14 protein-coding genes and 1 CRISPR repeat array are annotated in these 15,378 nt (G+C 37.6%); of the genes, 8 read left to right on the top strand and 6 right to left on the bottom strand.

Going from position 1 to position 15,378, the window contains the following annotated elements; all coding sequences use genetic code 11:
- Positions 1-5 precede the first annotated feature (5 nt).
- The 4 genes from cas1 to ABJH98_RS14745 all read left to right on the top strand — a co-directional run bounded on the left by cas1 (position 6) and on the right by ABJH98_RS14745 (position 5,654).
- Positions 6-923 carry a type II CRISPR-associated endonuclease Cas1 gene (gene cas1 / locus ABJH98_RS14730; protein WP_348308459.1) on the top strand — a complete coding sequence of 306 codons (918 nt, stop codon included), beginning with the start codon at positions 6-8 and terminating at the stop codon, positions 921-923.
- Complete coding sequence (gene cas2, locus ABJH98_RS14735; protein WP_348308460.1) at positions 905-1,243, top strand: CRISPR-associated endonuclease Cas2; 339 nt, start codon at positions 905-907, stop codon at positions 1,241-1,243. The genes cas1 and cas2 overlap by 19 nt, the downstream gene beginning before the upstream one ends.
- 51 nt (positions 1,244-1,294) lie before the next feature.
- A CRISPR array of direct repeats spans positions 1,295-2,189; the repeat unit is 37 nt; unit sequence GCTATTTAAGATACCAATTTGTTAGCCAATCACAACT.
- Positions 2,190-2,341: 152 nt separating this feature from the next.
- Entirely contained in the window at positions 2,342-3,076 is a 735-nt protein-coding gene (locus ABJH98_RS14740) for a response regulator (protein WP_348308461.1), read from the top strand.
- A gap of 694 nt (positions 3,077-3,770) precedes the next feature.
- Complete coding sequence (locus ABJH98_RS14745) at positions 3,771-5,654, top strand: tetratricopeptide repeat protein (RefSeq protein WP_348308462.1); 1,884 nt, start codon at positions 3,771-3,773, stop codon at positions 5,652-5,654.
- 14 nt (positions 5,655-5,668) lie between these two features.
- On the opposite strand, the gene ABJH98_RS14750 is transcribed toward ABJH98_RS14745, so the two are convergent.
- Complete coding sequence (locus tag ABJH98_RS14750; protein WP_348308463.1) at positions 5,669-6,268, bottom strand: DUF2306 domain-containing protein; 600 nt, start codon at positions 6,266-6,268, stop codon at positions 5,669-5,671.
- Positions 6,269-6,631: 363 nt separating this feature from the next.
- Between ABJH98_RS14750 and ABJH98_RS14755 the strand changes: the two genes are divergently transcribed.
- From ABJH98_RS14755 to ABJH98_RS14770, 4 genes are all read left to right on the top strand, one after another.
- Positions 6,632-7,753: a hypothetical protein gene (locus ABJH98_RS14755; protein WP_348308464.1), complete on the top strand. Its 1,122-nt coding sequence runs from the start codon at positions 6,632-6,634 to the stop codon at positions 7,751-7,753.
- A 135-nt stretch (positions 7,754-7,888) separates the two neighbouring features.
- The gene (locus ABJH98_RS14760; RefSeq protein ID WP_348308465.1) at positions 7,889-9,121 is read left to right on the top strand and encodes a pyridoxal phosphate-dependent aminotransferase family protein; all 1,233 of its coding nucleotides are present in this window, start codon (positions 7,889-7,891) and stop codon (positions 9,119-9,121) included.
- Positions 9,122-9,191: 70 nt separating this feature from the next.
- On the top strand, positions 9,192-10,190 hold the full coding sequence (locus tag ABJH98_RS14765) for an NAD(P)-dependent oxidoreductase (protein WP_348308466.1): 999 nt from the start codon (positions 9,192-9,194) through the stop codon (positions 10,188-10,190).
- An 18-nt stretch (positions 10,191-10,208) separates the two neighbouring features.
- Positions 10,209-11,528, top strand: coding sequence for an inositol-3-phosphate synthase (locus ABJH98_RS14770; protein WP_348308467.1), 1,320 nt, complete (start codon positions 10,209-10,211; stop codon positions 11,526-11,528).
- A 59-nt stretch (positions 11,529-11,587) separates the two neighbouring features.
- On the opposite strand, the gene ABJH98_RS14775 is transcribed toward ABJH98_RS14770, so the two are convergent.
- The 5 genes from ABJH98_RS14775 to ABJH98_RS14795 are packed head-to-tail and all read right to left on the bottom strand — an operon-like array spanning position 11,588 to position 15,346.
- A complete protein-coding gene (locus ABJH98_RS14775; RefSeq protein WP_348308468.1) occupies positions 11,588-12,610 on the bottom strand; it encodes an NAD-binding protein in 1,023 nt (340 codons plus the stop codon).
- Positions 12,611-12,612: 2 nt separating this feature from the next.
- On the bottom strand, positions 12,613-13,332 hold the full coding sequence (locus tag ABJH98_RS14780; protein WP_348308469.1) for a DUF6048 family protein: 720 nt from the start codon (positions 13,330-13,332) through the stop codon (positions 12,613-12,615).
- Positions 13,307-13,750: a DUF6452 family protein gene (locus tag ABJH98_RS14785; protein WP_348308470.1), complete on the bottom strand. Its 444-nt coding sequence runs from the start codon at positions 13,748-13,750 to the stop codon at positions 13,307-13,309. The genes ABJH98_RS14780 and ABJH98_RS14785 overlap by 26 nt, the downstream gene beginning before the upstream one ends.
- Positions 13,751-13,775: 25 nt before the next feature.
- A complete protein-coding gene (locus tag ABJH98_RS14790; protein ID WP_348308471.1) occupies positions 13,776-14,579 on the bottom strand; it encodes a hypothetical protein in 804 nt (267 codons plus the stop codon).
- The gene (locus ABJH98_RS14795; RefSeq protein WP_348308472.1) at positions 14,576-15,346 is read right to left on the bottom strand and encodes a UDP-2,3-diacylglucosamine diphosphatase; all 771 of its coding nucleotides are present in this window, start codon (positions 15,344-15,346) and stop codon (positions 14,576-14,578) included. Before ABJH98_RS14795 ends, ABJH98_RS14790 begins: the two co-directional genes overlap by 4 nt.
- Positions 15,347-15,378: the final 32 nt, after the last annotated feature.

A 15,378-nucleotide genomic window follows, 5' to 3' on the forward strand; every position in this document is an offset into this window, starting at 1 on the left:
AAACCATGATCAAGCGCACCTTATACTTTGGCAATCCTGCCTACCTCAGTACAAAAGACCAACAAATGGTCATTGATTTTCCAGAAAAGGAAAAAGAAAAAGTGACCATACCCATTGAAGACGTTGGTGTTACGATTTTGGATCATTACGGAGTCACCATCACACAAGGTCTTATACATCGCCTGATGGAAAATAACGTAGCGCTTATCAGCTGCGATGAACGCCATTTGCCGACAGGCCTTCATCTCAATCTCTCTGGTCACACTCTGCAGCAAGAGCGGTATTCAGCCCAAATACAAGCCAATGAACCGCTAAAAAAAAGACTATGGCAGCAAGTGATCAAAAGCAAAATCACCAATCAAGCCTCGTTGCTTGCAGCCATTTGTATCGACCATGACAACATGATTCGCTGGGCAGGCAAGGTAAAATCTGGTGATCCAGACAATTTTGAAGCTAGGGCAGCTGCCTACTATTGGAAACACCTCTTTGCTGCACACACCGATTCGTTCAGACGAGGTAGGTACGAGGACGAGCCCAACAATATGCTCAATTATGGTTATGCCATACTTAGGGCCATCACCGCTCGATCGCTTGTCGGGTCGGGTCTATTGCCTACCTTCGGCATCCATCATCACAATCGCTACAATGCCTATTGCCTGGCCGACGATATCATGGAACCCTATCGACCGATTGTCGACGAGTTGGTATTATCCATCATGGATATGGAGGATATCGATATTTATGACTTATCGCCTACCTTAAAACAGCACCTCCTTCAGCTCCCAGTAGTAGACGTGATGCTAGGCAAGGAGCGTCGCCCATTGATGATTGCCTTGCAACAAACCACGGCCAGTTTGGCCGAATGCCTACTAGGTCAACGCGATACGCTCAAACTTCCACAGCGATGCAAACCAGTCGCTTAAATCAATATCGAGTCATGTGGGTGTTAGTATTTTTTGATTTGCCTACCGAAACTAAAATAGACCGCAAACGTGCCGCAGGTTTCAGGAAAAAGTTACTCAAAGATGGATTCAGTATGTTTCAATTTTCAATCTATCTACGACATTGTCCCAGCCGGGAAAATGCCAACGTGCATATCAAAAGAGTGAAGCTCAATCTACCACCTGATGGACATGTAGGCATCATGATCGTAACCGACAAACAATTCGGTATGATGGAGTTGTACTTCGGAAAAAAAGCCAAAGAACTTCCAGAAGTCCCACAACAATTGTCCCTTTTTTGACAATAATCTGTAGCTTAAAACACAACAGCACAGGCAGTTACCACTACCTGTGCTATTTAAGATACCAATTTGTTAGCCAATCACAACACTACTCCATTCACCGGCACCGCATACCTAGCTATTTAAGATACCAATTTGTTAGCCAATCACAACTACAGCATACTGAGCTATTCTAGATCTATTGCTATTTAAGATACCAATTTGTTAGCCAATCACAACTACCGCAATCGGCTTTGGCTCGTTTGAAAAGCTATTTAAGATACCAATTTGTTAGCCAATCACAACTAGGATTCGCCTGGGGTGGAGACTGGAGCAGCTATTTAAGATACCAATTTGTTAGCCAATCACAACTAGATGATTTTTTTAATACTGAGTTTAAGGGCTATTTAAGATACCAATTTGTTAGCCAATCACAACTCTAATCAAGCAAAATTATTAAGTAGTGCTGCTATTTAAGATACCAATTTGTTAGCCAATCACAACTAGATGTTGCACCACCAGATACATCTCCAGGCTATTTAAGATACCAATTTGTTAGCCAATCACAACTTACTCTGACTACCGATGCAGCCAGACTCGGCTATTTAAGATACCAATTTGTTAGCCAATCACAACTTGTTGACGTGGGCCGTAGGGAAGTTCGGCGCTATTTAAGATACCAATTTGTTAGCCAATCACAACTTAGGTCGTCAAATTCTTTACCAACTGCTCGCTATTTAAGATACCAATTTGTTAGCCAATCACAACTAGTATTGGAATATTCCTTTGTTATTGAGTGCTATTTAAGATACCAATTTGTTAGCCAATCACAACTCTCCCTTGCTTATCCAGTCCTCGGCTTTTGCTATTTAAGATACCAATTTGTTAGCCAATCACAACCGAATGCCTATACGCTACAATAAACCCCGCGCTATTTAAGATACCAATTTGTTAGCCAATCACAACCGTCATAATTGAAAGCTTTGAATAGTTCTACTTAATTATACACCAAAACATATTTCTCAAACGATATAAAAAATCCAAACGATTATAAAATCACTCATCGAAAAATTTACTTAAAAGAAATAGGAATTTGTATTTTGCGGCAAAATGGAAGAGGTGAAGAAGAAATATACAGCCGTCTATATCGACGATGACAAGATTTTATTGACAGTCATGGCTGCATACGCGCAACATACTAAGTACGTTGACTTGTTGGAATGTTACCTGAATCCAATCGAAGGAATCATGGCTATAGATGATATAAAGCCAGACATACTTTTCTTGGATGTTCAGATGAAAGAAGCGGATGCATTTGCCACTATTGATGCATTAGAACATGATCCTATCATAATCATAGTTTCCTCTCATTGGGAAACGGAGGATGACTTGATTGCCGCAGGTGCTTCGTGTTTTTTATCAAAACCACTCAAGGGGCCTGATCAGATTGATGAAGCAGTCGAAAAAGCAATCGCATATAATGCCAATAAAAGAACAATAGTTAAAAAACCTGGAATTAAACTCAACTCCAATCAGGAGATCCTTCCAGAGCTTTATAGAGAAAAACCTAAAGAGCAACAATTTGCAGAAAGTGAGTCTTGGGCAAGTTTCATTGTGAAGTTCGACCAGATGCACCCTAGTTTTTTCGAAAATCTAAAAGGAGATTTTAAAAATTTAACTCCCACTCAACTTCGTATCTGTGCTTATGCAAAAATTGGGATTACGCTCATTAATATTTCCAATAACATGGATCAGAAGTTAGAATCTATCGAGTCCAACATTTCAGATATTAAAGAAAAACTCCACATAGAGCCAGAAGATGATCTCAGAGACTTTCTAAGTATTTATAATTAAAAAAGACCCCGCGTCTCGGGGTCTTTTTATCTACTTGAAAAGGTGTGTGGAAGGACGTGCACCTTCCGGGTATTAATTATTTATCATTCATATTTTTCAGGGACAGCATGGACCATAGAGATGCTGGCAACCAGCCCAAAAGAGAGAGCTGCATGACTAGACATATAATGCTGAGTCTGTACTTTCCTCTATCTAAGAAAATATTCCATGGACAAATCAGTGCATCTAAATATTTCATAACTTTTCCTTAGTCTTTTTTTAGAAATGGAGCACAATTCTATTGTGCCCCATACTTACTCGCTGCTTTTGTCTTCTTATTTGACTAGATAGTTTCATAAAAAGACGCCCTTTTCTCAACTTAGCCAACGGCTTTTCCTTTCGTATTTCGTTAGTCAGGTTGGTCATAAAACAGGATCGGTATTCCACCGATACCCAGATTGTAACAATTATGTGCTGGCTATTAAAAGATCAATGAAGTTTAAAAATTCTTCTTTTAAGAACACCTCAAAGAAAGATAGTACAGACCCATGCTCAAAGAGTTTATGGGTAACAAAAGGGTATCAATAGCATAAATATTTGTATAAAAGGCACAAATAAGTACACCAGTGCTATCACAACAATTATTTCAGGTGACCAAAAATGAGATTCAACAAAATGACTTTCTTTGCACACCAGATTTTTAGAATCTATAGCCATGAGAACTTTAATTATCATTTTAGTAGTTAGCCTTTTTTGCAATCATTTTACCTATTCGAATGAGAGCGATTCTCTTCGTTCATTTGATTCCAAAATACAACTCTTACATTGGCTTGATTCATCTAGCCAATCACTAAATTCTACCAACCTATCTAGTTATGTGGATGTAATTGAATATTCACTAGACAGCCTAACGAATGATCAGACCATACATTTTTTATCCCGAGCGCTGAATTATTCAGAAGAAGAAGAGCTTTCAACCCCTAAAATTTATTATCGGCTGGCCGAAGAATACTATAGTAAGATGGCATATGATTCGACCATTTTTTATGCGGACAAATTGTTAGCATTATCTAAAAAAGCTGAACCCCGACATTTGGCACTCGCTCTGGAAGTGAAGGCTAGCAGTCTTTTAAGAACCCAGAATTACGCTGCTGTAAGTGACCTTCTCGCGCAAAACAAAGAATTCTTAATCAATCAGTTCCCAAATAACTATCTGTACATATTCAACCTTCTTTTATATAGTTATATGGTTACTTCCAGATATGATGATGTGATTCGTGAAAGTCAAGAAGCCATTGAGTTGGCACAAAAAATTGGAGATTATACTAGTATCATTTTGCTAAGGAATAAAATAGCGGCTGCTCACAAAAACAACAAAAACTATGAAACAGCACGTCGCTACTTGTTGCAAAGTCTAAAAATAGTGGAAGAGCATCCAGATCAATCCTCAGAAGTGTATGTCAATTTTGATTTGGGGTTGTTGTATCGTGATTTAGGCAATCTAGATTCGGCCATTATTTATACTAAAAAGGCCATTTCATTAATGACTCCTTTGAATAAGAACAATTATTTAGTGCAACTAGCCACTTTTTATGCAGACAACGGCCAATACAATGAAACCAAACATCTTTTAGATTCCATTGACGTATCTAAACTTTTTGATCATACTGCACAAGGAGAATTTCTTTATGCAAAAGGAATCATGCTCGAAGGTTTTGGATCTAACAATTTAGCAATAGCGGCTTTGGACAGTGCTCTAGTGCTGAGGTCAGGAGCGCCTAGAGAAATAGTGAGACTGAAGCAAGCCTTGTCTAGGCTGAAACAAAAAACTGGCGGATATAATGAAGCTCTTGAATTATACAAACAAGCGGATATCATTGAAGACAGTTTGTTCAGTTTAGAAAAACAAAAAGTAATAGCAAAACTAGAAGCTCAACACCAACTTTCTGAGAAAGAAAAAGAAATTTACGAGCTTGAGACCACTGCAACGCGAAATCAAATTTTATTAATAAGTGCCATTGGTCTTGTGGTTTTACTTGCACTTATAGCATTTCTCTCCATCCGCTCGTACAAACTAAAACGAAAAGCTAATGAAATATTATCCATTAAAAATAAGAGCCTAAAAACGCTTCGAGAAAGAGAAAATCAATTGGCTGAAGCCACCATTCACGCTAAAGAACGACAATTAGCAACCATGGCTATGGCGGCACACGAAAAAAATTCATTACTACAGGATCTGGAACAAAAGGTTAGTTTATTGGAAAAAAAGTTAAATAACGAATTAACTCCTGACTTTAAAGATCTAAAAAAGACCATTTCAAATAGTTTTTCAATTGATGATAGTTGGGAAAATTTTCATCATCACTTTCAGGATGTTCATCCCTTATTCTTTGAAAATCTCAAGCAAATAAATGCCAGTCTGTCCAATGACGATTTAAAACTAAGTGCCTACCTCAAAATAGGTATGTCGAATAAGGAAATTGCCAGTGTCATTCATCTGACTGTCGGTTCCGTAAAAACAAAAGTAAATAGACTCAAGAAAAAGCTGGAAATGGGACCTGATGACAATCTTCGAAACTTCATGTTCAATAATAATTAGCGGAGTATTCAACTTTACTTAGTTTCATATACGATCCACTCCGCGACCATCAAATTAGGCACCCAACTCAACCAGGAAACCAATAAATAGGCTGAAATAAAATCCATACCAATACCACCTTGCAGAATGGGTAACCAAAGACGAAGAGTTACCGCTGCCCAGCAAACTGCATAACTCCTTATCATCCAGTTCTGATGAGCTTCAATTTGCCCTTTTTTTACAGTAATAAATGCCATAACCGTTGTACCTAACCAGGCTAGAGCCATAGCTCCAAAACCAAAAGCGGCAATAACTCCTCCCGTAGCAAAAAATGACAAATACAAACCAGCCATTCCGCTAAGTATCACAGACCCAACATAAATTTTTCCAAGTGTACGATGAATATTAATGTTTTTGGCTCTGATTCTCTTGCTGAATTGTGTCCATCCTGACAACATACTTATGGCACCAAAACCAATGTGTTGATAAAAGAACCAATTCCAGGCAGAACTATTTAATACCTCTTCGGTCTTTCCTCCTAAAAATCCCTGACTCATATCAACCAATCCATACAGTATAGGATAGATACCTATTGAGAAAAAACCAAATACTACCCACCCTATTTTTTTCATCATTCAATATTTGAGGTTAACGAAAGTCTAATATATTACACAATAAGTGCCTTTAAACAGAATGATATTACAAAAACGAAAAAAAATTAAATTTTAATTGGGTGATATCTATTAAAGGATTGTCGTACTATAAATGTAGGTGACGGTTTTCCATGCCATTCTCTGAATCATGCAATTAATCATTCGGAGAATCCAAAAAAATACCGTAAACTACAATTTCATAGGCTACTAAATTGGCATTAATTTTAAATTAATATTGACTCTATGTAGAGCTACAAAATTTAAAATTTAAATATGAATACATAACCAATAGATATATCTTTGCGCTTCATTTTCTAATGGTGCGCAACAACCTTATTAAGTTGAATGATTGAAGTAAAGAAGGTTCAGGACAAAAAAGATTTAAAGGACTTTATAGATTTTCCGCATGAGCTCTATGCTGATGATGAAAACTATGTACCTGAATTATTTCTGGCTCAAAAAGATTTATTGGATAAAAAAAATCATCCGTTCTTTCAACATTCTGAAGCAGATTTCTTCCTTGCATACGACAATGACAAAATAGTAGGGAGGATTGCTGCAGTCAAAAACAACAATTACCTTGAATACACAGGTGATTCATCTGGGAAGTTTGGATTTTTTGATGTCATTGAAAATTATGACGTCGCAAAAACCCTTTTGGATACTGTCTCTGATTGGCAAAAAGAACGAGGTCTAACTAAACTATCTGGACCAGAGAATTACTCTACGAATGAAACCTGTGGGACATTGATCGAAGGGTTTGATTCATCTCCTACGATCATGATGCCCTACAACAAGGCATATTACAAGGAATTTCTTGAAAAGTATGGCTTCGAAAAGGACATGGATCTATTGTCCTATAAAATCTTGACTAAAGATGTGCCTGACAAACTCATACGTATGTCTGACAAGATACTCGAAAGATTGAATGGAAGAGGAATCACCATAAGAAAAATCAACCTGAAGAAATTTTCGGAGGAAATTGATAAAATCATTCAGATATACAATTCCGCCTGGGAAAAGAACTGGGGATTTGTCCCAATGACTGATGCTGAATTTAAACATGCAGCTAAGGACATGAAACAAATCGTTGACCCAGATTTTGTATTGATAGCGGAGCACAATGGAGAACCTATTGGCTTTACGTTGAGTATACCTGACATGAATGTACCTCTGAAGAAGCTAAAAAGAGGAAGATTGCTTCCTTTTGGCATTTTCAAGTTACTTTATCACAAAAAAAATATCGATAGCGTACGTATTGTGACGCTAGGAATCGTCGAAGGATATAGAAAGCTGGGAATAGATGCTTATTTCTATATGAAAGCGTTCGAAGAAGCAAAGAGAAAAGGAATGTCATTTGGCGAAGCTTCTTGGATTTTAGAAAACAATGAATTGATGAACAAAGCCATTGAAAATATTAATGGTAAAGTTTACAAGAAACATAGATTGTTTAAAAAAGCAATCTAACGAAACATAAAAGGGACTAATTGAATTTTAAAGAATATAAATTGGTAATTTGCGAGTTTTAGAGATTTTATTCTAAAACATCAGCTTGAGGGACGACATAAAGCACCAATTTATTCTTTACAAAACCGATAATTGATGAGTATTTTACGACAACGATTGGCGAAGTACACTGTAGCTAAAGAAGCTAGAGCTTCAGGACTGTATCCTTATTTCAGAGAAATTGGATCAAATCAAGACACTGAAGTCATAATCAATGACAAAAGAGTTTTAATGTTTGGCTCAAATAGCTATTTGGGATTAACGAATCACCCGAAGGTGAAGGAAGCCGCCAAACAAGCCGTAGACAAATATGGAACTGGATGTGCAGGCTCAAGATTCCTCAATGGAACTTTGGATCTACATGTACAATTGGAAAACAAATTAGCAGAATACTTCAAAAAAGACGCTGCCTTAGTATTCAGTACTGGATTTCAATCCAACCTGGGAACTATTTCTTGTCTTACGGGTCGAAATGACTACATCCTCATCGACGAACTTGATCATGCTTCAATTATTGACGGTACCCGTTTGTCATTTTCAAAAGTGCTTAAATTCAAGCACAACGATATGGAGTCTCTCGAAAAACAATTGTGCAGACTACCAGATGACGCAGTAAAAATGATTGTAGTTGATGGCATCTTCAGTATGGAAGGTGACATTGTAAAACTTCCACAAATAGTGAGCCTCTCTAAAAAATATGGTGCAACCATTATTGTAGACGACGCTCACTCTGTAGGTGTAATAGGTAAGCAAGGATCTGGAACTGCTTCACATTTTGGTCTGGAAGATGATGTGGATTTTATCGTAGGTACTTTTAGTAAATCTTTAGCTTCACTCGGAGGTTTTGTTGCAGCGGATCATGATGCTGTAGAATATATGAAACATAATGCACGAGCACTTATGTTCAGCGCCAGTATCCCACCTGCGTCTGCAGCTAGTGCTTTGGCTGCTCTGGAGATCATAAAAAATGAGCCTGAAAGAATTGAAAAACTTTGGGACAATACCAATTATACGATCAAGTGTTTAAAAGAAAATGAGTTTGATATTGGCGATGCTGAATCCCCAATTGTCCCGATCTACGTAAGAGATAACACCAAAACTTTTCAGGTCACTCAAATGCTATTCAATGAAGGTGTTTTTGTAAATCCCGTGATTTCACCTGCTGTTCCTAGCAATGCATCTTTATTGAGGTTTTCATTAATGGCCACTCATTCTCATGAGCAAATTGATGTGGCTATTGACAAGTTTATCAAAGCAAGGAAAATGATCGGATTTGGTGAACCTGAAGAGGTCATCACTGAGCCCGCATTGATCTCAAAAGAAGCCTAAATCAAAAAGCCTGAATTTCAGGCTTTATTTTTACCCTCACTGCTAACATTATTCCACATAAAACATTCCAATGAACATAATAATCACAGGTGCGACTGGATTTATTGGTAAGTTTTTGGTGGACTATGCTTTAGAACAGGATCTAAATGTTTTTGCCGCAGTTAGAAAAACAAGCGATCGATCTAGCCTTTCAAATAAAAAGGTTGACTTTTTAGAATTAGATTTAACTTCAATAGATAATCTAAAGACCACATTTGATAATTTCATAGATAAGCATGGTTCGATTGACTATGTGATTCACAATGCTGGAATCACCAAAACTACTCATACACCAGATTATGATTTGGTCAATTGCACCTATACAATCAATCTAATAAAGGCACTTGAAAGTTCTCAGCAACCCATCAAAAAGTTTTCACTTGTAAGCAGTCTAGCTGCTTCTTCACCTGGTATAGGTGATCAAATGATTCAAATCGATCAAAAAGGAGATCCGGTATCAGCCTATGGATGGAGCAAGAAAAAAGCAGAGGAGTATATAGAGCAAAAATGTTCTTTACCTTATGTAATTTTGCGCCCACCTCCGGTTTTCGGGCCAGGAGATAAAGACATGTTTCCAGTTTTTGATTTGATGAACAAAAACCTCGAATTATATGTGGGGGGGAAGCTGCAATTGTTGTCCTTTATATATGTGAAAGACTTGGCTAGAGGTATAGTTACTGCAACTACCTCAAGTATTGAAAATAAGAAATATTTCTTATCAGATAATGGGCAGTATGATAACGAAAAGTTTAATGCGCTTATAAAAGAATGCTTAAACAAAAAAACATTGAAAATTAAACTACCGCTCTTTGTGGTATACGTGGTGGCCTTTTTCTCTGAAATATATACCAGAATTTCGGGAAATTTGTCCCAATTAAATATTGAAAAAATAAAGGAACTCAAGTGTTCGAACTGGATGTGCGATTCCCGAGATTTCTATAAAGACATGGCTATAGAGCCAAAATACAAGCTTTATGAAGGAATTCAGGAGACTATCGACTGGTACAGAAACGAACATTGGTTAAAATAGCGTTAAAATAGAATATAGATGTCAGACAAAATTACAATTCAGGAGCCTAAAGGAAAGCTAGGCATTCTAACCCCAGGGATGGGTGCGGTATCTACTACCTTCATGGCAGGAGTACTCAGTATCAGAAATGGTTTATCCGACCCAATCGGATCTTTGACTCAAATGGGAACCATAAGGTTGGGCAAAAGAACAGAGAATAGAAATCCATTGATTAAAGATTTTATTCCATTAGCTCCACTCGAAAATGTAGTTTTAGGTGGATGGGATGTATTTGCAGATAATGCCTACGAAGCGGCCATGCATGCTAAGGTGCTCGACAAAGATTTACTTAATGAGTTGAAAGACGAATTAGAGCAAATCAAACCTATGAAGGCCGTCTTTGATAAAAACTATGTAAAGAGATTAGAGGGTACCCATATCAAAACTGGATATGCCAATAAAATGGAGCTAGCCGAAGCACTCATGGACGACATGAAGAAGTTCAAAGAAGAGAACGGTTGTGACAGATTGGTCATGGTTTGGTGTGGATCTACTGAAATTTACATAAAAGAAGGAGAGGTTCACTCAACCATTGAAAAGCTTGAGGAAGGCATGAGAAACAATCATCCAGACATTGCTCCAAGTATGATTTATGCCTACGCAGCTGTGAAAATGGGAATTCCTTATGTCAATGGTGCTCCTAATTTATCGTGTGATGTAGATGCGATGGTAGAACTCGCAAAACAAACTGGTGCACCTATTGCTGGTAAGGACTTTAAAACTGGTCAAACTTTGATGAAGACTATTCTTGCACCAGGTTTGAAAGCAAGATCACTAGGTATTGATGGTTGGTTCTCTACTAACATCTTAGGCAACAGAGATGGGGAAGTACTTGACGACCCAGATAACTTCAAAACAAAAGAGGTTTCAAAATTGGGCGTACTGGAGGATATTCTTGAGCCAGCTTTGCACCCAAAGCTATACGGTGATCTTTACCACAAAGTTAGAATCAACTACTACCCTCCAAGAGGCGATGACAAAGAAGGTTGGGATAACATCGATATCAAAGGATGGCTAGGCTACAAAATGCAGATTAAAGTGGATTTCCTATGTAAGGATTCAATCTTGGCAGCACCATTGGTGCTAGACTTGGCTTTGTTCTTGGATTTAGCTTCTAGAGCCGGTATGAAAGGTGGTATTCAAGAATGGTTGTCATTCTATCTAAAGTCTCCACAGGCTAAGAAAGGATTGAAACCACAGCATGACATCTTCGTTCAGTTGATGAAGTTGAAAAACACATTGAGATACATGGCTGGTGAAGATTTGATCACCAATCTTGGACTAGATTATTACGATTGATAATTCGTCAATCCTAAGAATAGATACGATCCCTACTATTGTAAAATGGTAGGGATTTTTTATTTCAAATACTCAGATTTGAAATCCTGAACTTTCGGATAGGTACCTACGATCACCATAACCACACCAGGTTCCATCAGTACTTTTGACGAAGGATTAAATACGAACTTCCCGAATTTGTCATTCAAACCAACCACCGTCACATCCGTGCGGTTTCTGATATCCATAGATTCGATGGATTGCCCTTGGAAATCAGATTTTAAATCTTCGTATCGTACTTCTTCAAGTGTCAGTCCATCCTCCTGATGCCCAGATAATTGATCCAAATATTCAATCACAAATGGTTTTGTAATGTGTTGAGCCATGTGCAAACCACCTATGGCATCTGGCATAATTACGTGCTGTGCCCCGGCCTGTTTTAGCTTTTTGATTGTATTTTCTTCAGAAGCTCTTGATATTATTTGAACATCTGGATTCAAATCCTTTGCTGTGAGGGTTAGAAAGACATTTTCCGCATCACTAGGTAATGTGGTTATAAGTGCCTTAGCTTTTCTAATGCCAGCTTCTTCCAAAATTTCTTCTTGCGTAGGGTCTCCCAGAATGAACTTGTATTTTTTTACATTCTGAATCAGATCAATCAATTGCTCATCCCTATCCACAACCACAAAATTCACCTTCTGACTCCTTAATTCTTCACAAGCCTTGTTGCCATTACGGCCAAATCCACAAACAATGATATGATCCTTCATTTTTTTGACTTCTTTACCAAATATATATTTTCGGTATAGTCTATTAAATTCTCCTTCAAAAAGATAAGTAGAAAAAACAGACACTACATAAGCAAATATCATTAAGTTGAAAATGATATAGATACTCGTAAACAATCTTCCGTTTTCTGACAATGGATAGACTTCGTTGAAGCCCACTGTAGAGAAGGTGATGACAGCCATATAGAAAGACTCGATCCAACTAAACCCTTCGATCATCACGAAACCAATCATACCTGTACATAGGGAAGCAATCAACAGAAACGCACTGATGAAAAGTTTTTTAAAATCTCTGTATCGCTCAAAAAATAACATAGTTACCGGCCAGTCGGTTCTTGTTTATCCCTATCCTCTCTTGGCGACACCTTAATTGGTCTCTTTGGGACAGGCTTATCTCTAAATCTTAACTTGTATATCACATAATAATTAAAACCAAATTGGCTGCCTTTAGCTGCCTGACCAAACCCTGGGATTTCGAAAGGCAGAAGCTCACCAGTATCAGAAAGTGATTTTGAAAATTTAAATCGAATGGTATATCCCAAGTATAGCGGCCCAACTACTTTGACATTAATCCCCATATTAGCTTCAAACCAGCGAGCCTTTAAATTGTCGTTGGTATAACTAATCTGACCCCCGCCCCATCCTGAGTCTGATTGGGAATAATCCATTCTGTCATTGAAACTACTTCGTGCATACATCAAACCAAAGAAAATACTACTTCTGTGCTTGTTGTAAGGCATCATATTGATATGAGGACCTATGCGGAAAAAAGTGCCCTCTGAGTGATAATCAAACCCTTCGCCTGATAGATTAATTTTATCTACTCCAAAATCTCCCGCCAAAAAATAATGGTGAAAATCAATTTTGGAATGGAATTCGAGTTTGGTCTCATCCGAAAACAAAGTTTTTCCCAGACCTATAACGTCAGAAGCAAAAATGATTTCGGAAGGCACAAAGTCTTTCTTAGCTTCTTGAGCGGAAGCTGCAAAGCACACCACCAAAATCGATAGACTAATTGTATATTTTAATGTTCTCATCAATAGCAACATCTATAAAAGTAGAAACCAAATCAAAAGTATATGAAGAACTCACTACATCCAGTTCATCATAAAAATAGGAAGGGCCACATTCTTCTGACAGCCATTCTAATTGTGTGGTGTAGCTGAGCGTGAGCGTATCTACTGAAGTACTTGACACAAATACATAAGTCAATTGATCAACATTCGGGTTTAGATTTAACTCAAAACTTTGCAAAGAATCCGAAGAGTTATAAAATATGGTGTTGGAACTTCTCTCTGTTACTCTAATAAATTTCTTGTAAAGTGCAGTAGAATCTTCACTATCATAGAATTTTACAGTTATGCTATTTTTTGGCACCCCTGTATCACAATCTGGCTCTTCTCCACATGCCCAGAGTATCAAAATTCCGAGGCAAATAATAACAACTTCACGCATATCTAGAATTGTGCAATTACTTTGATTATTGCTGGCTAAGATACTGATATATATTGAATCCCTGAGGGGTAATTGCGATCAGTCGACTATTGGAATAAACCATTTTGGTAAATTGAATATTGTCTATTGACCGTGTTAGATTTTCTCCATCGTACAAGTGCACAAGCATTAAGCTTCCCTCTTTTTCATAATACATATAGTCTTTATCAAACCCTACATCATCGGGTGCCTCAGACGTTAATTTGAATAGGTAATTACCAATATTATCAAAGACCAAAACTCCTAACGACTTTTCTACGATATACATCCTATTCTGATGGGCGTGAAACGACTGAATCTCTGCTTGATTTTGATCCAATACCTGTGCCAGAGACTTCTGCTCGAGAAGTTGATTTCGGCTAGGGTCTAGCAACTTGATCGAAAAATCAGAGATATCAAGCACCCATAGCGTTTGCTGAAAATTAGGCGCAACCTCCTCTATATAGCCAAGATTAAAATCTGACAAGCGATAGGTAATTGGCGATGATAAATATCTATTCAGCAACACGAATTCTTGCAGATCCTTATAAAACAAAGTAACCTTGAGCTGTGAGTTGGCTGTAATTTCATGAATATTAGCTACTTGTATAGGGGCATACTCAAGCATCAATTTTCCATCTGCTGTATATTTAGAAACTGTACCTTGTTGGTTAACCATATATACGTTCCCCATCTGGTCTATCGAGCATTTATCTATTCCTGCATGTGAAACATTTTTTACTAATTCCCAGGATTGGGCGAAGAGTACCACCGGCAAATTCAACAAAACACAAGTGATGAATACCTTCATTTTGAAAAAGTCTTTAGCTCCAATTTCACTCCGTCATATACGGCATATGGGCTATCGAATACCCATTCTCCAAGATTCACATAGGATGAATCATTCGATAACTCATGAATCCCCGGAATATGTCTATGACCATACACGTAGTAATCATGATGCTTTTGCTTTTCAATTTGCTTACTATGAATAATCAGCCATTCTTTCTCTCCATGAAATTTTAAAGGTTCATTGGCTTGTGCTATTCGACTTCCACTAGACCACCACTTGGCCAGCGCCACACCTATATCTGGATGGAGCCATCTAAATAACCACTGACAAAACGAATTTTTGAAAATGCTTTTGTAAAACCTGAATTTTTTATCACCCGGCCCCAGCCCATCACCATGCGCCAAATAAAACGTATGTGGGCCCATTTGATAAGATTGCGGCTCATGGTATATTTTGATTCCAATTTCCTTTGAAAGGTAATTTTTCAACCAAAGATCGTGGTTGCCTGAAAAGAGTATGATTGTTATTCCTTGGTCTGCAAGCTCAGCCAATTTGCCTAATAGTCGTACATAACCTTTAGGAACTACTTCCTTATACTCAAACCAAAAATCGAAAACATCGCCAAGTAGAAAGATCGTTTGAGCATCTTTAGAAATTGTATCCAGCCATTGAACAATGCGTTTTTCTCTCAGCTTGGATTGCTGATCATTCGGCACTCCCAAATGAAAGTCACTAGCAAAATAGACTTTCTTATTTTTTTCCAATTCAGATAGGAAATTATTCATCTGAAAATAAATTGGGGCTATAATTCATAGCC

Origin of the sequence: Reichenbachiella sp., from assembly GCF_039969095.1 — a bacterium.
Taxonomy (GTDB): Bacteria; Bacteroidota; Bacteroidia; order Cytophagales; family Cyclobacteriaceae; genus Reichenbachiella.